This is a genomic window from Arthrobacter sp. R1-13 (genome assembly GCF_054161475.1).
The window spans coordinates 667538-688607 of sequence record NZ_CP096420.1 but is presented as its reverse complement, the minus strand read 5'-3'; the positions used below and the strand labels follow the sequence as shown (position 1 = coordinate 688607).

The following is a 21070-nucleotide window of genomic DNA, read 5'->3' as shown; positions in this document are numbered from 1 at the left end:
CGTCGCCACCAGGGCGGCCAAACCAATGGCGGGCAAGGGTAGCAGCCCTCGCCCGCCATTGGTCGTTGCATTACTGGCCATAATTTTGGCGATTTTTGCCCTGCTTCCGCTGGGCTATGTGATCTACATGACGGCGGTCACCGGCTGGGAAACAAGCATCGAGCTGGTTTTCCGGCCCAAGGTGGGTGAGCTGCTCACCAATACCCTGCTGCTGATGCTGATCGTTGTTCCGGCAACCCTGGTGGTGGGTGTGGGCAGCGCGTGGCTCGTGGAGCGCACCACGCTCGGTGGCCACAAGGTCTGGGCGGTGCTGTTGGCCGCACCGCTGGCAATTCCGGCATTCGTCAACAGCTACTCCTGGGTATCGGCCATCCCTTCCCTGGAGGGCGTCTGGTCCGGCTCCCTGATCGCGGTACTTTCCTATTTCCCCTTGGTCTACATTCCGGCCGCTGCCACGCTAACGCGCCTTGATCCTGCGATTGAACAATCCGCCGCTGCCCTTGGGCTGGGGCCATGGCAGGTCTTTTTCCGGGTGATCCTCCCCCAGCTGCGGCTGGCCATCACCGGCGGAGGACTGCTTGTGGGGCTCCACCTGCTGGCCGAATACGGCGCCTTTGCCATGATCCGCTTCGAGACCTTTACGACGGCGATCATGCAGCAGTACGCTTCCACTTTCAACGGCACCGCCGGGAACATGCTTGCCAGCGTCCTGGTGTTCTTCTGCCTGATCCTGCTGGTGCTTGAAGTCCGGAGCCGCGGCAGCGCGCGCTACGCCAGGATCGGCTCAGGTGCCCAAGCCAAGCCGCACAGGCTCGCCCTTGGCCGGTACCACATGCCAGGTCAGCTGGCCATGACGGTGCTCACGGCGTTGTCGCTGGGCCTGCCATTGTGGTTCGTGATGCGCTGGATCGTGGCCGGCGGGGCCGAAATCTGGGACCTTGATGAACTGCTCTCCGCGCTGCTGCAAACCCTGGGACTGGGGCTGGCTGGCGCAGTGGCTGCCACCGTCGTCGCGTTTCCCATGGCGTACCTGGCCGTGCGCCACCCCGGCTGGTTCAGCAAGTCCCTCGAGCTTTCCAACTACATCACCAGCTCAATGCCCGGAATCGTGGTGGGCCTGGCGTTTGTGACGGTTGCCATCAATGTCATGCCGGACCTTTATCAAACCACCGGCTTGTTGGTGGCAGCCTATGTCCTTCTATTTATCCCGCGCGCCCTGGTAAATCTCCGGGCCGGATTGGCGCAGGCCCCCAAGGAGCTGGACGAGGCAGCCAGGGCCCTCGGGAAGTCGCCGTTCCTGGCCTTTGTCAGGGTTACGCTCCGCTTGAGCGCCCCGGCCGCGGCCGGCGGAGCCGCGTTGGTCTTCCTCGCCGTCGTGACGGAACTGACAGCGACATTGCTGCTGTCCCCCAACGGCACCACCACCCTGGCCACATCATTTTGGAACAAGAGCAGCGAGATCGACTATGCCGGCGCAGCGCCCTATGCGCTCCTCATGATCCTGCTGTCCGCACCCATGACCTACCTTCTCTTCCAGCAGTCCAAGAAAGCAGCGGGACAGTGACAGAACAAGCGCCCTCACGCCTCCCCGAACCGCGCATCTCCGCCTCGGTGGAGCCTACTACCAACAGTCACCTGGTTATCGAGTCAGTCACGAAAAACTTTGGTTCCCAGGCCGTCCTCAAGGGCGTCAACCTCTCGGTAGCCAAGGGCGGAACCACCGCGATTGTTGGGCCTTCAGGCTCCGGTAAGACCACGCTCCTCCGCCTCATCGCAGGCTTCGAGCACCCCGGAACGGGGACCATCGAGCTGAACCGGAAACCTGTAGCGGGCGACGGCGTCTGGATCCCCGCGCACAAGCGCCACGTCGGGTATGTGGCCCAGGACGGCGCGCTGTTCCCGCACCTGACAGTGGGACAGAACATTGCGTTCGGACTCGAGCACCGGAAGCTGGCGGGAGGCCGGAGGGGTATCTCGGCACGGGTCGGGGAACTGCTGGACATGGTCTCCTTGGATGGCTCGATGGCGAAACGCCGGCCGCACCAGCTCTCCGGCGGGCAACAACAGCGGGTGGCCCTGGCCCGTGCCTTGGCGCGGGAGCCGGAACTGATGCTCCTCGATGAGCCCTTTTCGGCACTCGACGCCGGCCTCCGCGTGGCCACGCGGCGCGCGGTTGCCAAAGTACTCAACGAAGCCGGCGTCACCACCATACTGGTCACCCACGACCAGGCCGAGGCGCTTTCCTTCGCGGACCAGGTGGCGGTGATGCGGGGCGGCAAGCTGGCCCAGATCGGCAACCCGTTTGTGGTGTACACACGTCCCACCGACCGGGCCACGGCCGAGTTCCTGGGTGACGCCGTTATCCTGGACGCCTGGATGGAAGGGTCATTGGCCACGTGCTCCCTCGGGGGAATTCCTGTCCGGAGGCCCCCCGCCCAGGGCCTGGTCCAGCTCATGCTCCGGCCCGAACAGATCCGCATTGCCGAAGACGGGCCCATCCGCGGCGTAGTTGTGGACACCGACTATTTTGGGCCCGAGACCACAGTGCGGCTGCAGCTCGCCATTCCACCGGAACTTGCGGCAGGGGCGACGGCGGATCACCGGTACCCGGGTGGAGGCGAAATTATTACCATCCGCCACTGGAATGCCTCCATTGCCCGGCCCGGCATGGAACTCTGCCTTCGCGTGGTGGGAGAGGCTGTGGCTTTCCCCGTAGGCGGCTAGGCCTAAGGGTAAGAAACCAGCTGATCGTTGAGCTCCTGTGCCTCCCGGTAGTAATCCAGCAATGTCAGGTTTGCCGCCGCGGCTGGGTCCAGGATGACGACGGCCTGAGGATGCAATTGCAGCACTGAAGCAGGGCAATGGGCACTCACCGGCCCTTCGACCATCGCACGGACTGCATCGGCCTTGTTGGCGCCCATTGCCACAAGGACCGCCTGACGAGCTTCCCGGATGGTCCCCAGCCCTTGGGTCAGGCATAGTCGCGGGACACTCCCCTCCGCAAAGAAGCGCGCATTGTCCTCCCGCGTCGCTCCCGCCAGGGTTTTCACCCTGGTCCGGGACTCCAGGGACGACGTTGGTTCGTTAAAGCCGATGTGGCCGTTGGCGCCAATACCCAGGATCTGGACGTCCACCCCTCCGGCGGACACAATGGCGGCATCGTAGCGCTCTGCCTCTTCCCTCAGGTTGCAGGCGTCTCCGCTAGGAGTGAAAAGGTGTTCGAGCGGCAGGTTCACATGATCCACGAATTCCCGCCGGATGGTCGAACAATAGGACTGTTCATGTTCGGCCGGCAGCCCGGCATACTCGTCGAGTGTGAAGGCCCTGACCTGGCTGAAACTGAGTTGCTCCTCGCGGTGGCGCCGGATGAGCTCCAGGTACGTCGTCCTTGGGCTGCTGCCGGTAGCCAGCCCAAGGACTGCCGGGCCGCGCCGGATGCGGGCTTCAATAATGTCGGCAGCCCGCGCACCCACCTGTTCGGCTGATTCACACAGCACTATCTGCACGATCACTTCCTTCCTGTTTAATTTGTGCGCCGCATCGATAGACCTGCAGCACTTCCAGTTCGTCATTGGCCACAAGCAGGTCTGCCCTGTATCCCTTCACGAGGGCGCCGACGTGCTTAAGGTTCATAAGGCGGGCCGGGGTGAAGGACGCGGCGGTGACGGCATCAGTCAGCGGTATTCCCCATTCGACGCACCGCCGCACGTTTCCCAGAAGCCTGCTGGTTCCGCCTGCGATGGCCCCGGGCACCCCCTCTCCGCGGATCGGGTCCAGCCGGGCAATTCCGCCACGAACCGTCACTTCCAAGCTGCCAAGGGTGTACGGGCCATCAGCCATCCCTGCTGCTGCCATCGCATCTGTAATAAGCGCGATTGACCGCGGACCTACGAGGGCGAAGACCATACGGACGATCTCAGGGTCAAGATGAACGCCGTCGGCGATGAGCTCCAAGACCATCTGTTCGGGGTTTTGCTGGGCTGCCTGCAGCAGGATGGCAACCGGTCCGGGCAGGCGGTGCCCGAGTGGGGGCATCCTGTTGAACAGGTGGGTGGCAGACCAAGGCTGACCGCCGTCCGGAGATGTCTCCGCCAAGGCTTCCCGTGTCCGGGCTGCCGTGGCATCCGTGTGACCGAGCGAGGGGACCACCCCAAACTCCCGGCACAATGCCACCAGCTCGGCAAAGTGCGCCGTCTCCGGGGCGAGGGTAAGGGAACGGACCGTGCCGCGGCCGGCGTCGAGCCACTGCTTCAGCAGCGCAGGGTCACCGTCAATAATGGCCGCGGGGTCCTGGGCCCCGCACATGCTTTTGGTGATGAATGGCCCTTCCAGGTGCAATCCGGCCAGGGTCCCCTCCTCCACCAGTTCCCTGAGCACCAGGATCTGTTCAAGCAATACCGCCGAAGGTGCCGAAACGAGCGAGGCAAGCAGCGACGTCGTCCCGTTCGCAGCGTGTTGACCGGCCGCTTGTCTTGCTGCCAGGTGGTCTGCCGAAAAGGTGTGCCCGAAGCCGCCGTGGCAATGCACGTCGACGAGCCCGGGCAGGATCAAAGGCACTCGCGTTATTTCGACGCCGACGCCGGTGGGCAGTTCGGCCGTCGGGCCGCACCACATGATGCGGTTACCTGCGATCACCACCGTTCCGTCGTCGATCACATCGTCGTCCGGCAGGCCGGTGACGAGCCGCCCCCGCAGCCCCAGCCCGCCGCCGTCGTTCTCTCCCAAAGTCAACGAACTGTCAGCTGGCATCGGCTTTGGCCATAGAGCCGTTCTCGTCAGTTTCGTCTTCGCGTCCCATTGTGCGAAGGTTCCAGCGCCTGATGACGAACCGGAAAACCACATAATAGACGGCGGCGTAGCCCAACCCGATGGGGATCAGCCACAACGGATTCTGGGCGATGCCGAAGTTGAGGAGGTAGTCAATGGCTCCGGCGGAGAACCCAAAACCATGATGGATGCCGAGGAAATTGACCAGCATCATCGATGTCCCGGTCAGTACGGCGTGAACAAGATACAGGGGCCAGGCCACGAACATGAAAGAGAATTCCAAAGGTTCCGTAATGCCGGTGAGGAAGGCGGTGAGACCTGTGGACAGCATAACTCCGCCGACAATCTTCTTCTGGCCTGGCTTCGCTTCCTGCCAGATTGCCAATGCGGCCGCCGGCAGGGCGAACATCATGATGGGGAAGAATCCGGTCATGAAGACACCCGCAGTCGGGTCGCCAGCGAAGAACCGGTTCAAATCGCCGTGGGCACCATCGTAGTCACCGATGATGAACCAGACGATGGAGTTCAGGATGTGGTGCAGTCCCAGCGGGATGAGCAGCCGGTTGAGCGTGCCGTAAACTCCGCTTCCCACCACCGTGTTATCGGCCACGGTATTCCCGACAGCAGTCAATCCCGTATTGAACAACGGGTAGAGGAGAGCCATAACAACGCCGATCACGATGGCTGCAAAGGACGTGAGGATGGGTACCAAACGGCGGCCTGCAAAGAATCCCAGCCAGTCAGGAAGGGTGGTGCGGTGGAACCGCTGCCACAGCCACGCCGTCGTAAGGCCCATCACGATGCCTGCCAGCACTCCGTAATTGATGACCGGATCTTTGCCGCCCTCGGGCGCAGCGCCAAGCACCAGCGGGGCCATAACTTTGAACACGTTGATCAGAACCAGGAAGCCGACGACGGCGGCCAGCGCCGTGGACCCGTCACCCTTCTTGGCGAAGCCAAAAGAAATGCCGACGGCGAAGAGCAGCGGAAGGTTCTCAAACAGGGCGCCACCTGCTGCACCTATGACCTGGGCAACTGTGGTGAGGGACTCGAACCGTCCGAGGAGGTCATCCTGGCCCAGGCGCAAAAGAAGGGCCGCGGCCGGGAGGGCTGCAATGGGGAGCATGAGGCTGCGCCCGAACCGCTGCAGGTTCTGTAGGGCCTTGCCGCTGCCCTTGCCGGCTTTTCCAGGGGCGGGCGCCGGCTCGGCCAGCGCGCTGCTTCCGCTGGGAGGGGCGGTGTTTTCTGAGCTCATGGGATCCTCATTTCAATGCTGTTCGATGAAGCTTGTGCGGAAGTGGGGGATTCAGTAGAGTCATTCCAGCTGGTTATAACCAGTGGCATTCATCACTTTGAGGTGTGCAGGGCTAAGTTGTCAACCACGATCCCGTAATGGGCATCATGACTCGCCAGCCAAATCAATGTGGGAACGACAAAACCTGAATTGGACAAGGAGTGGATATGTCGAAAGCAGAAATCATCCTCGCCGCCTTGGGCGGAGCGGACAACGTGGAAGAAATCGAAGGGTGCATCACGCGGCTTCGGACCGAAGTCATTGACGCTGGCCGTGTTGACCAGGCGGCACTCAAGGCCGCCGGCGCGCACGGGGTCATGATGGCGGGTACCGTGGTGCAAGTGGTCGTCGGCCCCGAAGCCGAGAGCCTTGCTGAAGACATCCAGGACCTGATGTGAGCACCGCCGCACAGACGGACGCGCTCACTGTGGCGGCTCCCCTGCCCGGTCTTCTCATTCCGCTCAGCGAGGTGCCGGACCCTGTCTTCGCCAAGGGTCTTGTCGGCGGTGGGGCCGCCATCATGCCTCACGAGGACGCCGGCACGCTCACAGCCGTCGCCCCTCTCGACGGCATCGTTATCAAGGTCATGCCCCACGCCTACATCGTGCAACACCCCTCCGGGCCAGCCGTGCTGGTGCACGTGGGAATCGACACCGTCAAACTGCAGGGCGAAGGTTTCATCGTGCATGCGCAAAAGGGCGACCATGTCCGCACCGGCGACCCCATTATCAGGGTGGACGCCACCTTTGTGCGGTCGAAGAACCTCAGCATGTGCAGCCCCGTTGTAGTGCTGGACACCGCACCCGATGCCGCAGATGTTCCCGCGACCGGCGCCCGGGTCGAAGCCGGCGGATACCTCTTCGCTCTGCCGGGAAAGTAAGAGATGGATACCGCCGGCGAGCTGAAGCATGTATGGGTGCGCAAACAGCTACAGGAACTGGTTGCCACTGAACTGAGGCCAGGGGACGCACTGCTGGGCGAGCGCCAGCTGGAAGAGCAGTTCGGAGTCTCCCGAATTACGGTGCGCCGGGCCATCTCCGATCTCGTCCAGGACGGAGCCCTGGTTCGGGTCAAAGGCAAAGGAACGTTCGTCTCGCACGGGCTGGTGCGATCAACGTTGCATCTGGCATCGTTCAACGAGGACATGCGGGCTGCCGGTTTCGAGCCCAGCACCCGCGTCATCACTGCCGCCGCTGCAGTGCCGCCGGATCCGGCAGCCGAGCACTTGGGGTTGGCAGCAGGGCAGGAGGCTTATCAGGTCAGCCGGGTCCGGCTGGCCAACGGGGCGCCCGTCAGCGTGGACGAGTCCTGGCTGCCGCCCCGGCTGCTGCCCGGATTGCTTGAAGAGGACCTCACCGGATCCCTCTACCGGATCCTGTCAGCCTCGGGCTATCCCGTACAGCATGCGGAACAGACCGTCGAAGCCGCAGCGGCATCGGAAACCGCAGCCGCCCTGCTGGACATCGAGCCAGGCGCACCTGTCCTGCTTTTCCGGCGCCGTTCATTCACCGGACCCACCGATCCGGGCACCCCAGTTGAGTACTCCACCTCTACATACCGCTCCGACCGGTACCAGATCTCCATGCGCCTGGAGCTCGGATAGGCCTGAGCCCGCCCGCGCCTGCTTGGAACACTCCCGCCTAGGGCTGGGGTTTGTCGCTTGTGCTGGCCGGCCTCTTCTTCTGGGGAAAGGGGCTTTCATGGCGGGCGAGCATCACCACGAAGTCCTCAATCCTCTTGGCACGGGTTTCGGGCTGTTTCGCGGAGGTGGTCCGGTAGAACAGCGCATACCGGTTGACTGAGGTCAGGACATCGAACATGGACTGCGCCTCGGGGACCGCGGCGATAGCGGCCGCGAGGTCCTCTGGAATCACGGCCGAAGCCTGCCCTGGATAGGCGGCTTCCCACCGTCCATCGGCCTTGGCGGCGTCGACGGCGGCGCGTCCTGCCGCAGTCATCCTGCCTTCCGCCTCCAACCGCTCAACGTGGCCGACGTTCCGGAGCGACCAGCGGCTCTTCGACCCCCGCGGGGTCATCCTCTGAATGTAGCTCGCGTCGTCGCGCCGCTTGACCTGGCCATCGATCCAGCCGAAGCACAAGGCCTCGTCCAGGGCGGCGTCGTAATCCAGTTCAGTGACCGAGCCGCCTTTCTTATGCAAGACCAGCCAGACCCCGGGACTGGAACCATGGTGGTCCTCCAGCCACCGGCGCCATTCGGTGGCGTCCTTCACCAGGAGTTCCTCGAGTTCAACAGCCATGGCTCAATTGTGCATGCCATGATGGCCCTATCCGACATCCAGCGCCAGCCCGAGGAGGCTTCTATGTTGCGCGTGCGCCCCATCCACTTCACTTCACACCTGGATCAGTGGTCGCTATTGCTCACCGCTTTGGGGATGGTCAAAACCGTCGACGACGGCGAATGGCAGGAGTTCGACGCCGGTTCCGGCCGGCTCGCCCTGCGGTGGGCCGATCCAGGCTCGGCTCAGGACGGAACCACTGTTTTCGGCGTCGAGGTGGGCGACCTGGACGAGTTTGCCCGCCGCACCAACGAAGCAGCGCTGGAAGCCGAAGGGGCCGATGCGGGCCGGGGCAGCCCTGCAGCCGCTGAAGGTATGGCCACCCTGGTCGACGCGGACCAGGGCCGCACCTGCCGGATACGCGCCGGAGACGGCTTCAGTTTCTTCGCCGATCCCGCGGCCCACGGCGCAAACTGTGCCGACGCGGATCCGGCGCTTACCGTCGTCGCTGTCTGGTTCACGGAGGATACGGCAGGAGCGGCATCAACATTGCGGAGCATCGGCGCGCGGCCACGGCCCGTTCCGGACAACGATGAGACAGCTGATTTCACGGCGAAAAACGGCGGCGTGCTGATGGTGCGGCCCGGGGCGGCTCCGGCAAGGGCAGGTCTGGGTTTCGAATACAGCGGTGACCTGGATAGCATGCGGACACAGATCGAGTCGGCAGGTTGGGACGTTTCCGCTACCGAGGAAGCATTTAGCCGGACACTCCAGGTGCCAAGCCCCGACGCGAGCACAGCTGCGCACCACCCGGCCCTCTGGATTTCGGGGCAGAGGCCCGGCATCTGAAGCTTGTGTTCTCGCAGATCCCACAGGAGTCGGCAAGGAGTTCAGGCAGGGATGCGGTAGAACTTAACCATGAACGTGCGCACCCCTGACCCGAATCCCGGCTGGCTGTCCCCTGAGGACCTCTTCGAGGCCCGTGGACGCCTCCCCATGGTTTACGTGGAAGCTGTTCCCGTCCGACTGGACCCGTTGGGATTCGTGAACGAGGTCGGCACCCTGCTGCAGGCTGACGAGGACGGAACTATGATCCGTTCTCTGGTCTCGGGCCGCGTTCTGTACCGCGAAACCATTCGGGCAGCATTGTTGCGCCATATGGAGAAGGATCTGGGCCCGCTGGCCTTTCCGCAGCTTCCCATCAGCCCCGTGCCGTTTACCGTGGCCGAATACTTCCCCGCTCCGTCCCAGACCGGCTTTACGGATGACCGTCAGCACGCCGTCGCCTTGGCCTATGTCATCCCGGTGACCGGCGAATGCGAACCCCGCCAGGACGCTCTGGAACTCACCTGGATGACCCCCGAAGAAGTGCTTAGCCCCGGAGTCCAGCTCGAATTCAGCGGTGGCCGCGGAGCCTTGATCAGGCAGGCGTTGGCCTTCGCAGGCGTGGGCAACTAGGCTCCTCCGGAGTGCCGGTTCCTTTCGACTGCCCGGAGTCTGAATTGGACCGCGAACCTTCTCCTGATCTGTGGCCGGGACTCTCGCGGTTCCGGCGCATCCCGGACAGGGGACCGGCTCCTTTGTAGACTGTAGGGCGGACCGCAAGAGAACTTTAAGGACTCCCGATGACCCAGCCCCCAGCCGCCCAGCACTACCGCGAACGCCAGGCTGGAGCCCTGCAATCCGGGGACCACCTGATCCTGCCGGGCGGTGACAGCTCGGCTGAGCTGCAGGAAGTGGAGCTCGAAAAAGACGACTTCGGTGCCCCGGCCCTGATCATCGCAACCCTGCCGGACGGCGTCACTCTCCGCATAGCGGTGGGCTCGTCGGTCCTGGTCGCCGACTCTCCCGCAGCGTCCCTTCAGCTGGTTAAGCACCCCAACGAGGAGGACGACGACGTCACGGCGGCTCCCGCCGTCGTCGTACCTCCGCTGCCGCCCACCCTCCCGGCCACCGTCGCTGGGGCCGCTGAAACTGACGCCAGTCCCGCAGCAGACGAGGAACTGGCACTCATACCCGAACAGCAGGGCACACCCGAGACTGTCGTGCAGAGAGCCGCTGAAGCGCACCCGGACGCTGAGGGTGTCCTGTTGCTCAGCGAACGGCTGATCAAAGGCATCAACACCAAGTCCGGAAGCTGCCTGAAGGACCTCAGCGACCTTGCCCACGAACTTTTTATCCTGCTCCAGGACCCGGAAAACGCCCTTGCCGTGGCAGATTTGCTGAACGTCCTGCCGTACGACGGTAATCCGGGCCGCTGGAGTTCAGTGGAGGCGGCGCTGGCCCTGTCCAGCTATATCTGCCGCCAGACCGGGCAGGAAGAGCGCGCTGAGATCTACGAGAAACTCCTGCGCGCACCTGATTCACAGGAGTCGGATCCGTTCAAGGCACGGGTCAACGCCCGGGTGCGGCAGCGCTCCCTCAACGAACCAAACCTGTACGACAAGGAAATTTTCCGCTCCATCGATAACTCGAATCGGGATGCCGAGCGGGAGTGGCGGTTCCTCAGGCTTCAGGCGCTGCTTTTCCTCCGCGCCCACGGGGGCTCCGAAACCATCGGCGGCCCCGAACTGAACCGCAGGATCAACAACGAACTCGAGGCAGTGCGGGCCTGAAACTACCTGTTATCGGTAGCGAATTACCCCTGTACCCCCACTGGCAGGCATTGTAGATTCAAGCGCATGACCAACAATCTGAGCGTTGTCATTAATGCCGATGCACCCCAGGTGTGGACCATGTTGCGGGAGCCCGCCAAGATCGCCCAGTGGCACGGCTGGGAGGCTGACGACCAAGCCGAGGAAATCAACGAGATCTACTTCAAAGACACCGTGGTCGAAAGTCCTGACCACACCTCATTGACGGTAGATGGCGGGGACATCTTTACCCTCAAGCCGGTACCCAACGGAACCCTGGTCAGCGTGACCAGGTCGGCGTTGGACCACAATTCCGAGTGGGCCGCCTGGGACGAGGACATCACCCAGGGCTGGCTGACGTTCCTGCAGCAACTGCGTTTCGCTTTGGAACGCCATCCCCACGACAAGCGGCGAACTTCTTTTTTCTCCGTTCCGGGAACCTCCGGCTCGGCCATTGCGAAACTTGGAGTTAAGGACGTTTGGGCGCCGGGCGAGGATTACTCGCTGACGTTGGGCACCGGTGAGGAAATCTCAGGGCGGGTGTGGTTCAAGAGCAATCACCAGGTGGGGCTCACCGTGCACAGCTATGCGGAACACAACGACGGCCTGTTGATCGTCGCTGACCAGCCGGTCATCGAGGATGTCAGGCCCGACGGCGGATCGCTGGTGATCATTTCCACCTACGGGCTCGGGGCGCACAAGCTTGAGTCGATTCGGGCACTGTGGGACGAATGGCGCGGTGAGAACTACCCGTCGTCGGAGCCACTGCACTAGCGGGGGTTGGCTGAGCGGGGTTGCGGGTTCTGACTGCGGGCGCTCCGCTGGGCCCTCATAACGGTTTTCGGCGTACATGCTGGCACACTTGAACCGTGCCAGCCAACCGCTCCAAAATGCCTTACGAGTCCCCGGAGTCCTCCCCCACTCCGTCTGTTCCTGCCCTAGCTGTGCCTGCTCCAGCTGTGCCAGCGCGTGCTGTGCCTGCGCGTGCTGTGCCTGCGGGTGGACGCGGCTTCGCGTTCGCGGTGGGCAAAAGGCTCAGTGATACCAGCCAACCGAGTGCGGAACAGGGAGCCGCCAACGGCGGGGAGTTCCTCGGCCGCACCGGAACCATCACCACACCGCATGGTGACATCCAGACGCCGGCGTTCATCGCCGTCGGCACCAAAGCAACGGTCAAATCCGTGCTCCCGGAAGCGATGGCGGACCTAGGAGCGCAGGCCCTGCTTGCCAATGCGTACCACCTCTACCTTCAGCCGGGCGCGGAAATCCTGGATGAGGCCGGCGGGCTGGGCGCTTTCATGAACTGGCCCGGCCCTACCTTCACCGATTCCGGCGGCTTTCAGGTGATGAGCCTCGGATCAGGCTTCAAAAAGGTCATCGACATGAAGACGACGCCCCTGCCGGATCAGGCTTTGTCTGACGACGCCGTCGCTGCGGGCAAGGAACGGCTCGCCCATGTCGATGAGGACGGCGTGTGGTTCAAGAGCCACCTCAATGGAGACCGGCACAGGTTTTCACCGGAGATCTCCATGCAGGTCCAGCACCGGATCGGCGCGGACATCATGTTTGCCTTCGACGAACTGACCACGCTGCAGAATTCCCGCGGATACCAGGAGGAGTCGTTGGAGCGGACCCGTCGCTGGGCGCTGCGGTGCATCGACGAGCATTTCCGGTTGACCGAGGAGCGCGTGGGCAAGCCGTATCAGGCCCTTTTCGGCGTGATCCAGGGCGCGCAGTACGAGGATCTGCGCCGGAAAGCCTGCCGGGACCTTGGTGCAATGCCGTTTGATGGGTTCGGCATCGGGGGTGCCCTGGAGAAGGAGAATCTGGGCACGATTGTGCGTTGGTGCAATGAGGAACTGCCGGAAAACAAACCCCGCCATCTCCTGGGCATCTCGGAACCAGACGACATCTTCACGGCCATCGAAAACGGCGCTGACACTTTCGACTGCGTCTCCCCCACCAGGGTGGCCCGCAACTCAGCCTTTTACACACCTAAGGGCCGCTACAACCTGTCCGGCGCCAAGTACAAGCGCGATTTCAGCCCGCTGCAGGAGGGCTGCGACTGCTACGCCTGCGCCAATTACTCCCGCGCATACATCCACCACCTGTACAAGGCCAAGGAGATGCTTTCGGCCACGCTAATCTCCATCCACAATGAGCGCTTCGTGGTGAAGATGGTGGACGACGCCCGCCTGGCCATCGAATCCGGCGACTTCTTCGCGTTCAAGGAGCAGACACTAGGGCAGTACTACTCCTGACGCCCCGGGCCTTCCCCCGCCATCGAAATCGCCGGAAGGTTGCGAGATCGCCGGAAGTTCGCGGCGACTGGGCAGCGGTTCCGGCGACTTCGAGTTTTCCACATAGCGACGGCCGGCCCTCCCGGTGGCCTTGATCTGCACGGAAGCTTGTTCCATGACCCAACGGGAAGCCCTTTCACTGCCTGGCACGGGCAACATCTGGCGCACCGAGCAGCTGCTGGATCTCGGTTACGGTTCCCGTGCCATCAAAGCGCTCCTGGATTCCGGCTCCCTTATTCGGTTGCGCCACGGCTGTTATCTTCGCGCCAGCATCTGGAACGAGCAGTCCCCGGTCGTCCGGAGCAGGCAGCTGATCTATGCACACGCGCACGGAACGCGCACGACGTCGACCGGAAGCTTTGTTTACAGCCACACTTCTTCGGCCCGTCTGCATCGCCTGTTTCTCTGGGACGTCGATGACCTCGTCCATCTCCTGCAACAAGTTCGGCCATCGAATGAACGCCATGGCAAAGACGTCCGATGTCACACGCGTCCCTTTGCCGAGCACGAGGTGATTACCCTGGGCGGGTTACGCACCACATCTCTGGAGCGTACGGCCGCGGACTGCGCCATGATGCTGAACTATCGACAGGCGTTGATCGTAATGGATCATGCCCTTCGTCTGGGCGCAGATGCTCAAGTGCTGCAGGCTATGTCGCAGTCATTGGATGGGCGTCGTGGGATCCGGACATTCCGTCGGGTACTGGAGACAGCCGATCGTCGTTCCGAATCCCCCGGCGAAACGCTCTCGCGGGAGCTGATTCTGAGGCTCAAGATCAAACCGCCCGAGCCGCAGTTCGAGGTCGCAACCCGCATCGGCAGGCATCGCCTCGATTTCGGGTGGAAGGAGGAGAAGCTGGCCCTGGAGTTCGATGGGAAGACAAAGTATTTCGACTACAAACCCGCGGCCGAGGTGCTCTTCGAGGAGCGGCGAAGGGAGAATGCGCTGGTCGAGGCAGGCTGGCGGTTCATCCGGGTCGAGTGGAAGGACCTCTTCCGGGAACAAGAGTTCAAGAACCGGGTGTTGAGCGCCTTGGCTAACCTTCCGCGCTAACCCCCGATTTCGCCGGAAACCTGTCCAGTCGCCGGGAGTTTACGGCGAACCCGGATGTTTTCGGCGATTTCGATACGGCAGTGCTAAGACGCCGGCGGGGACTTAGGCGGCGTAGCTCGGCTCACGCTTCTTGATGTAGCCGATCACCAAGGAGGTCACAGGAACAAAGAGGAACTCAACAAGGGTCTTGTAGAGGAAGCCCACCACCACGTAGTTCACGAACCCGGCAAAGTCGTTGATGCCGATGACAGAAGCGGCAATGCTGCAGAAGATCAAGGTGTCCACAAACTCACCGGCTACAGAGGAACTCATGATGCGGGCCCACAGCGACTTCTCGCCGGATCGTGCCTTCATCTTCACCAGAATCCAGGAGTTGATGGTCTGACCGGCGAGGAATGCCAGCAGCGAGGCAAGGACGATTTGCGGAACCGGGCCCAGGGCTCCTTCGAGGGCGGATTGCTTGGTGGTGCCGAACTCGTCGTCGAAACCGGGGAGCGCAATGATGATCCAGTAACAGAGGGACGCGAAGACAGACAGGGCGAAGGTGGTGATGATGGCTTTGCGCGCCACCTTGAATCCGTAGACCTCACTTATGACGTCGCCAAGGATGTAGGCCAGTGGGAACAGGAAGAAGCCGCCGTCGGTGATGATCGGGCCTATGGCGACGCCTTTGGACGCTCCGATGTTGGACAGGATGAGCACCACCGCCATGAACGCGAGCAGGATTCCGAAGTATGGCGAACCGATGGAGGCGAACTTTGGGAGGGTTCGGACGGAACCGGTCAGGGGCAGGGCGTCGGGGCCCGGGGTGGAAGGCATGGGAGTGTCCGTTCGTAGTGGTTCGCTTGGCGGAGGGTGTTTACGTCCACCGGCTGTATTAGCACTGTCAGGTAATTCTGCCACTGACCCGGCCACCCGGCGTCGTGCTTAATCAAGTGCCGTCAAGCAGTAGCCGTCAGACAGCGTCCGGAACTGTCAGGCAGCGTCCGCCACCAGCGACGCGGCCATCAGGGTCACCGTGCGGACAACAAAATCACGACGGCGGGCAAGGCGCCCGGGAACGGAACCGGCCATCAGCGCATCGAGCTGGGGAAGGACGGTCCAGCCATCACACAACGTCACTACAGTCAGCAACAGATCGGCCGCGTCAGCCCGGTCGATTCCCGGCAGGACTTGGAGCATTGTGTCGATCTTCGCTGCACAGTGGCTGGCCCGCGCTTCCCGGTTGACCACGTAGTCACCCCGCTCGAGACCCTCCCAGAACTGCAGGCGTGGCAAGATGCCGTCCTGGCTGTGACGATCGAACAGTCTGCCGGCGTAGTCCCCCAGCGCTGCCGGCCCCTCTCCCTCAAGGGGAACTTCCGTTACCACCCTGACCAGTTCGGCGGCCAGCACCGCATCGAAAAGTTCATCCTTTTTGCCGAAGTACTGGTAGATGCGTTCTTTGTTAATCCCGGCGGCAGCGGCAATCCTGTCGATCCGGGCGCCAGCAAGCCCTCTCTCGCTGAATTCGGCCGTGGCTGCCTGCAGCAACAGAGTCTTGGTCCGTTCGATATCCCATGCCATTGCTCGAGTCTACCGTTTCCAACTAGATAGTTGCAGTTTTCGGCGGAACCGTCTATCGTCAGAAGCACCGAAAATGCAACTAATTAGTTGAAGATTGAATATGAAGACGAATGCAGCCAGCGCACAAAGCAGCATCACGACGACGAGGGAGGCTTATGCTGCACCCGCCACTCCATTGGCAGCCGCCCACATGCCGTCAGTTCATGTCCGTGCACTGATAACCTGGCTGGCAATTTTTCCGCTGGTCGCCGGGGGGATGGCGGTCATTGCACCATTCGCCGAAGGCTGGCATCCGGTCCTCCGGGCCTTCGCACTCACACTCGTTGTGGTCCCGCTCGCTGTGTACTTCGTAGTGCCACGGCTGTTTAAGGGCTATGGCGTGTTGCGTCGGGGTCGTACGTCCAAGTAATTCAACGGGACTTACGTCAGCGGGGCCCTCAGCGGGGGTCCGCCACCTTGCCCATAAAGAGCGGCAGTCCCGTCTCGGTGTGGACGATCTGGTAGTGGAAGGGCCGGTCAAAATGGATCTCATGGTCCGGCATGGGTGGGGCGCTCGTGGCCCGACCGTTGATCTGGGTGACTGCAGCCGCGACTGTGCCTTTTTCAGCTACGGTAATGTTTGCGGCCTGAGCGGCCTGGGTGATGACCATCCCGGGCTGAATGTTGTCGAAGTCCTTGTCCGTACTGAGAGTCTCCTGCAAGCCGAGCGATTCGAAGACCTTGCGCAGTTCAAAACTGCTCTTGTGATCCCATTTGGGCAATGAAATCTCTACCATTTCAGGCACTGCACCATCCACGGAGTCGGCAATCTCTGAAAGTTCCGCAGCTCCGATGTTCAGGGAATCCCCGTTCGCGCCCGTCGCAGGCAGGACAAGCCGCATCACGAACCCTTCGGCGTAGGGAAGATCCACAGCCTGCCATCCAGGGCCTTCGGCGTAGGCCATTTCTGCGAGATTATTCATGGTGGGCACCACGATCTCCTCGCCGTTGGCCTTAGTAAACGGTGAGTCAGCGGTTCCGTTAGCATCAAACGGCGTTTCCCAGGCCGAGGCAAAGTAGAGCGCATTCAGCAGGCTGAACGTATTCTCCGGATCATAGGCGGCGGGCGCCTTTTTGATCCGGCCACCTGTGTTCTTGTCCACCCAGGCGTCCAGCGCGGGGGCCGTAGCTGCTTCGTCACGGAATTCCACGGGGTAGACACCCGTGCCGTAATGCAACGCCAACGTCTTGAGGTAGTCGGGACCTGTGGGAACGTTCTTGTCGACAAAGAGTCCGTTGGCAACATGCATGACAGGAGTCCTGGGCGGGTTTTCCTCATCGACAGACCCGGGATCGCCGTCGAACTTCTGCAACGACTGAAGCAGGGCGTTCATGCCCTCGTCCCGCCCCTCCTCCGGAAGCCCCAGGACCCGATCAAGTTCTGCCGCTGTCTCCCCTGATGCACCTGCACGCAGCATTGACAGGGCGATCAGCAGGCTACCGGGCGAAGAAATCACATTGCCGTTACCACCCTCCCCGCCGTCGTCCAAGAGGGCCGTTCCGAGTGCCAGGGCTGAGTTCCGGTACTGCAACAGCTGGGTTTCATAGTCTGCGCGTTCCACGGTGACCCGCGAGACGCCGTCGGCTTTCAACAGTTCGGGAGCCGACGACGACGAACATGCGGTAAGTGCCAGCGCTGCACTCACAGCAACCACCTGCGCTCTAAGATTCTTCACTGCTGCCCCCTCAGACACCTTGGATTTCAGTCAACCAGTTCGGGCTTCAGAGAACGATGCCGGAGGGGTCACGGTTTGCTGTCGTTTTGGTATCGATGCTCCCTCACCTCTCGCACCCCAAACACCAACCCTCCCTCACCTCTCGCACCCCAAACACCAACCCTCCCTCACCTCTCGCACCCCAAACACAAGGGAAGCCGAGCACGCTCGAGCGTGAAGGAGCGTCCCGAAAAATCCAGCGAAACATGAAGGAGCGTCCCGAAAAATCCAGCGAAACGTGAAGGAGCGTCGGGTGGGGCGGGCGGGCGGAACTAGCTCCCCGAGTGCGCCTGCAGGAACGAATAGACCTCGGTCTCGTCGACGCCGGGGAAGGCGCCTGGAGGCATGGCCGCCAGCAGGTGGGAGTGGGCACGGGCCGAGGGCCAGGCGTTTCCCGCCCACTCCGAAGCCAGCGACACCGGCGGACGCTTACAGCAACTTTCATCCGGGCAGGCCGACTTGGAGCGCTCGGTGGTGTCCCGCCCCCGGAACCATTTCACGTGGGCATATGGCACACCCACAGACAGCGAAAACTCACCAGCTGCGGAACGCTCGGTCCGGGCGGTGCACCAGTACGTTCCGGCCGGGGTGTCGGTGTATTGGTTGTACGCGCGGAACTTGTCCGGAACGTCGAACACCACCCGCGACGTCCAGTATTTGCACGACGGCTGGCCCTCGATGGCGCCTGTGTGATCCTGAGGGAAGGTCACGCCGTCGTTCTCGTAAGCCTTGTAGATGATGCCGCTCTGGTGCGTTTTCTGGAAATGCGTCCGGATGCCCAGGTGCTCGGTGGCGAGGTTGGTGAAACGGTGTGCGGCTGTTTCATAGGAAACGGCAAAAGCGTCCCTGATGTCCTCGACGGCGATTTCCTTGGCCTGCTTGGCCTTCTGCAGGAACTCGACGGTGGCCTGCTCGGGGAGCATAAGGGCGGCAGCAAAGTAGTTGGTGGCCACCCGCTGCATCAAAAAGTCCCCGTAATTGGAGGGTGTCTGATGGCCCAGCACGTAGTGTCCCAACGCCTGAAGTAGCACTGAACGGGGGTCGTGATCCGTCCGCTGGTTCTGGGTGAGATAAATTCGGCGGTTCTTAAGATCTGTCACCGACCGCGTGGAATGGGGCAAATCGCCCACATGGTGAAGGCTGAATCCAAGGTGTGCGGCGATGTCGGCAATGACGTGCTGGGACAGCGGACCGCTGGTGTGCCCCACATTCGCCAGCACCTTCTGGGCCTCGGCCTCGTACTCCGGAAAATAGTTGTTCCGCTCACGCATCATCGCGCGCAGTTCAACGTTGGCGCGGCGGGCTTCTTCCGGCGTCGCTATCTGCTCATTGAGCTTGCGTTCCAGCTCCTGCTGCAGGCCGACCATGGACTCCAGCACGTCCATGGGAAGCCGCGAGCTGATACGGATTTTGGGCAGGTTGAGGGATTCGTAGATTGGGCTGCGCTGGTAGCGTTCCAGCTCGATTTCCAAGGCCGCCCGCCGGTTGGGCGGCTCCGCGCCCAGCAGCTGCTCGATGCCGACATTGAACGCCGCCGCGAGCTGCTGCAGCAGCCCGAGCTTGGGCTCACGTTTGCCATTCTCAATAAGGCTCAGCTGGCTCGGGGCGGTGCCGACGGCGGCACTGACGTCGTCGAGCGTCATACCTGCCGCTTTACGCAGGTGGCGCACGCGGCGCCCAAGGCTGATGACGTCCAGTTCGCCCGAAGCAGAGGACGACGACGGCGGTGCGGCTTTCCGGTTCCAGCTTGGAGTAGGCATTTCTGAAGAATACGGCAAGAAGTGCATTTCTTTCCAGCAATTACCCCTAGCAAGCGTCTTGTAAGTGCAGAAAAGTAAGTCTCACGGAAAGAAACACCGCACCGGAAAGGCCGGCCCGGACTGCAACGGAGCAGAACGGGCCGGTCGGGGAACCAATACCGGCGCTAACCCGGATAACCGGATAAACAAGGAGACAAAGATGACTGCAGCATTTGAGCCCACCCAGCCGTCCGGCCAGGACATGGCAAGCGAGCAGGCTGCCGCCCTGGAGCTCGAGTGGGCCGCCAACCCGCGCTGGGAAGGTGTGACCCGGGACTACAAGGCCTCCGACGTCGTCCGCCTCCGCGGCCGCGTCTCCGAAGATCACACTCTTGCCCGCCGCGGTTCGGAGAAGCTCTGGAAGCAGCTCACCGAGGAGCACAAAACCGGCCAGTACACCAACGCCCTGGGCGCCCTCACCGGCAACCAGGCAGTGCAGCAGGTCAAAGCCGGCCTTCGCGCGATCTACCTCTCCGGCTGGCAGGTGGCCGCGGATGCCAACAACTCGGGCCATACGTACCCGGACCAGTCCCTGTACCCGGCCAACTCGGTACCCACTGTTGTCCGCCGCATCAACAACGCCCTGCTCCGCGCCGACCAAATCGAATACTCCGAGGGCATCCAGACCGTTGAGGACTGGATGGTGCCGATCGTCGCCGATGCTGAGGCCGGCTTTGGTGGCCCGCTGAACGCCTACGAACTCATGAAATCCATGATCCAGGCCGGCGCCTCAGGGGTTCACTGGGAGGACCAGCTCGCCTCGGAAAAGAAGTGCGGTCACCTCGGCGGCAAGGTCCTCATCCCGACCCAGCAGCATGTCCGCACCTTGAACGCTGCCCGCCTTGCAGCCGACGTCGCCGGGACCCCGAGCGTCGTCATCGCCCGCACCGACGCCGAGGCAGCCACGCTGATCACCTCCGACGTCGACGAGCGCGACCAGGAATTCATCCTCCGCGAGGGCGGCCAGCCGGTCCGCACCCCCGAAGGCTTCTACAAAGTCCGCAACGGCATCGAACCCTGCATCGCCCGCGCCAAGGCCTACGCCCCCTACTCCGACCTCATCTGGATGGAGACAGGCACACCGGACCTTGAGCTCGCCCGTAAGTTCGCCGAGGCCGTCAAGGCAGAGTTCCCGGACCAGATGCTCTCCTATAACTGCTCGCCATCGTTCAACTGGCGCAAGCACCTGGACGACGCCACCATCGCCAAGTTCCAGCGTGAACTCGGCGCGATGGGCTTCACGTTCCAGTTCATCACCCTGGCCGGCTTCCACGCCCTGAACTACTCGATGTTCGACCTCGCCCACGGCTACGCCCGTGAAGGCATGAGCGCCTACGTCGAGCTTCAGGAAAAGGAATTCGCCTCCGAATCCCGCGGCTACACCGCAACCAAGCACCAGCGCGAAGTCGGCACCGGCTACTTCGACGACATCGCCACTGCGCTCAACCCGAACGCATCCACCCTCGCCTTGGTCGGATCGACCGAAGAGGGGCAGTTCCACTAATCCCCAGCCGCCCCCTCCACTCGTAAGCTCGCGAGGGAACCCGGCGGCCGTGGGCCCAACTTCCGACGGCGGTTGAGTTCGACGCCGGTGCTTGCGTCCGGCCTTTGGACCGGCATCGCTCGGCGTGCTATTCCCCATGGCCGGCTTCTTACCTCGCAGAGC

21 protein-coding genes are annotated in these 21070 nt (G+C 62.6%); 13 read left to right on the top strand and 8 right to left on the bottom strand.

The features are described 5' to 3' along the window. The first annotated feature begins 25 nt into the window (after positions 1-25). Both M1D88_RS03410 and M1D88_RS03405 read left to right on the top strand, forming a co-directional pair. Positions 26-1564, top strand: a complete 1539-nt coding sequence (locus M1D88_RS03410) for an ABC transporter permease (RefSeq protein ID WP_458114412.1) — start codon at positions 26-28, stop codon at positions 1562-1564. Beyond that, on the top strand, positions 1561-2724 hold the full coding sequence (locus tag M1D88_RS03405; RefSeq protein WP_458113202.1) for an ABC transporter ATP-binding protein: 1164 nt from the start codon (positions 1561-1563) through the stop codon (positions 2722-2724). Before M1D88_RS03410 ends, M1D88_RS03405 begins: the two co-directional genes overlap by 4 nt. Before the next feature lie 2 nt (positions 2725-2726). On the opposite strand, the gene nagB is transcribed toward M1D88_RS03405, so the two are convergent. Genes nagB through M1D88_RS03390 form a run of 3 tightly spaced genes read right to left on the bottom strand, consistent with a single transcriptional unit; the run spans position 2727 to position 6022 of the window. Further along, positions 2727-3506, bottom strand: a complete 780-nt coding sequence (nagB, locus tag M1D88_RS03400; protein ID WP_458113201.1) for a glucosamine-6-phosphate deaminase — start codon at positions 3504-3506, stop codon at positions 2727-2729. After that, positions 3487-4749: an N-acetylglucosamine-6-phosphate deacetylase gene (locus M1D88_RS03395; protein WP_458113200.1), complete on the bottom strand. Its 1263-nt coding sequence runs from the start codon at positions 4747-4749 to the stop codon at positions 3487-3489. The genes nagB and M1D88_RS03395 overlap by 20 nt, the downstream gene beginning before the upstream one ends. Next, entirely contained in the window at positions 4739-6022 is a 1284-nt protein-coding gene (locus M1D88_RS03390; RefSeq protein ID WP_458113199.1) for a PTS transporter subunit EIIC, read from the bottom strand. The genes M1D88_RS03395 and M1D88_RS03390 overlap by 11 nt, the downstream gene beginning before the upstream one ends. Before the next feature lie 206 nt (positions 6023-6228). Between M1D88_RS03390 and M1D88_RS03385 the strand changes: the two genes are divergently transcribed. Genes M1D88_RS03385 through M1D88_RS03375 form a run of 3 tightly spaced genes read left to right on the top strand, consistent with a single transcriptional unit; the run spans position 6229 to position 7664 of the window. Continuing rightward, on the top strand, positions 6229-6459 hold the full coding sequence (locus M1D88_RS03385; RefSeq protein WP_458113198.1) for a glucose PTS transporter subunit EIIB: 231 nt from the start codon (positions 6229-6231) through the stop codon (positions 6457-6459). Next, complete coding sequence (locus M1D88_RS03380) at positions 6456-6941, top strand: PTS sugar transporter subunit IIA (protein ID WP_458113197.1); 486 nt, start codon at positions 6456-6458, stop codon at positions 6939-6941. The genes M1D88_RS03385 and M1D88_RS03380 overlap by 4 nt, the downstream gene beginning before the upstream one ends. 3 nt (positions 6942-6944) lie before the next feature. Beyond that, on the top strand, positions 6945-7664 hold the full coding sequence (locus M1D88_RS03375) for a GntR family transcriptional regulator (protein WP_458113196.1): 720 nt from the start codon (positions 6945-6947) through the stop codon (positions 7662-7664). A gap of 37 nt (positions 7665-7701) precedes the next feature. Here the strand turns inward: M1D88_RS03375 and M1D88_RS03370 are convergent, their stop codons facing one another. Next, positions 7702-8319, bottom strand: coding sequence for a YdeI/OmpD-associated family protein (locus M1D88_RS03370; protein WP_458113195.1), 618 nt, complete (start codon positions 8317-8319; stop codon positions 7702-7704). Between the two features lie 63 nt (positions 8320-8382). Between M1D88_RS03370 and M1D88_RS03365 the strand changes: the two genes are divergently transcribed. The 6 genes from M1D88_RS03365 (at position 8383) to M1D88_RS03340 (ending at position 14285) form a co-directional block, all read left to right on the top strand. Then, positions 8383-9147 (top strand): VOC family protein, encoded by a 765-nt coding sequence (locus M1D88_RS03365; RefSeq protein ID WP_458113194.1) that lies wholly within the window; start codon positions 8383-8385, stop codon positions 9145-9147. Positions 9148-9216: 69 nt separating this feature from the next. Further along, positions 9217-9756, top strand: a complete 540-nt coding sequence (locus tag M1D88_RS03360) for an NUDIX hydrolase family protein (RefSeq protein ID WP_309107612.1) — start codon at positions 9217-9219, stop codon at positions 9754-9756. A gap of 167 nt (positions 9757-9923) precedes the next feature. Beyond that, on the top strand, positions 9924-10913 hold the full coding sequence (locus M1D88_RS03355; RefSeq protein WP_458113193.1) for a DUF6707 family protein: 990 nt from the start codon (positions 9924-9926) through the stop codon (positions 10911-10913). Positions 10914-10979: 66 nt separating this feature from the next. After that, entirely contained in the window at positions 10980-11705 is a 726-nt protein-coding gene (locus tag M1D88_RS03350) for an SRPBCC family protein (protein WP_458113192.1), read from the top strand. 116 nt (positions 11706-11821) lie between these two features. After that, positions 11822-13192: a tRNA guanosine(34) transglycosylase Tgt gene (gene tgt / locus M1D88_RS03345; RefSeq protein WP_458113191.1), complete on the top strand. Its 1371-nt coding sequence runs from the start codon at positions 11822-11824 to the stop codon at positions 13190-13192. 154 nt (positions 13193-13346) lie between these two features. Then, complete coding sequence (locus M1D88_RS03340; RefSeq protein WP_458113190.1) at positions 13347-14285, top strand: type IV toxin-antitoxin system AbiEi family antitoxin domain-containing protein; 939 nt, start codon at positions 13347-13349, stop codon at positions 14283-14285. Between the two features lie 102 nt (positions 14286-14387). On the opposite strand, the gene M1D88_RS03335 is transcribed toward M1D88_RS03340, so the two are convergent. Then, entirely contained in the window at positions 14388-15104 is a 717-nt protein-coding gene (locus M1D88_RS03335) for a queuosine precursor transporter (RefSeq protein ID WP_458113189.1), read from the bottom strand. A 156-nt stretch (positions 15105-15260) separates the two neighbouring features. Continuing rightward, positions 15261-15851: a TetR/AcrR family transcriptional regulator gene (locus M1D88_RS03330; RefSeq protein WP_458113188.1), complete on the bottom strand. Its 591-nt coding sequence runs from the start codon at positions 15849-15851 to the stop codon at positions 15261-15263. Positions 15852-15951: 100 nt separating this feature from the next. Between M1D88_RS03330 and M1D88_RS03325 the strand changes: the two genes are divergently transcribed. Then, positions 15952-16260: a hypothetical protein gene (locus M1D88_RS03325; RefSeq protein WP_458113187.1), complete on the top strand. Its 309-nt coding sequence runs from the start codon at positions 15952-15954 to the stop codon at positions 16258-16260. Between the two features lie 28 nt (positions 16261-16288). Here the strand turns inward: M1D88_RS03325 and M1D88_RS03320 are convergent, their stop codons facing one another. After that, positions 16289-17566, bottom strand: coding sequence for a serpin family protein (locus M1D88_RS03320; protein ID WP_458113186.1), 1278 nt, complete (start codon positions 17564-17566; stop codon positions 16289-16291). A 311-nt stretch (positions 17567-17877) separates the two neighbouring features. After that, entirely contained in the window at positions 17878-19392 is a 1515-nt protein-coding gene (locus M1D88_RS03315) for a helix-turn-helix domain-containing protein (protein WP_458113185.1), read from the bottom strand. A 172-nt stretch (positions 19393-19564) separates the two neighbouring features. Between M1D88_RS03315 and aceA the strand changes: the two genes are divergently transcribed. Beyond that, a complete protein-coding gene (gene aceA, locus M1D88_RS03310) occupies positions 19565-20908 on the top strand; it encodes an isocitrate lyase (RefSeq protein WP_458113184.1) in 1344 nt (447 codons plus the stop codon). Positions 20909-21070 lie beyond the last annotated feature (162 nt).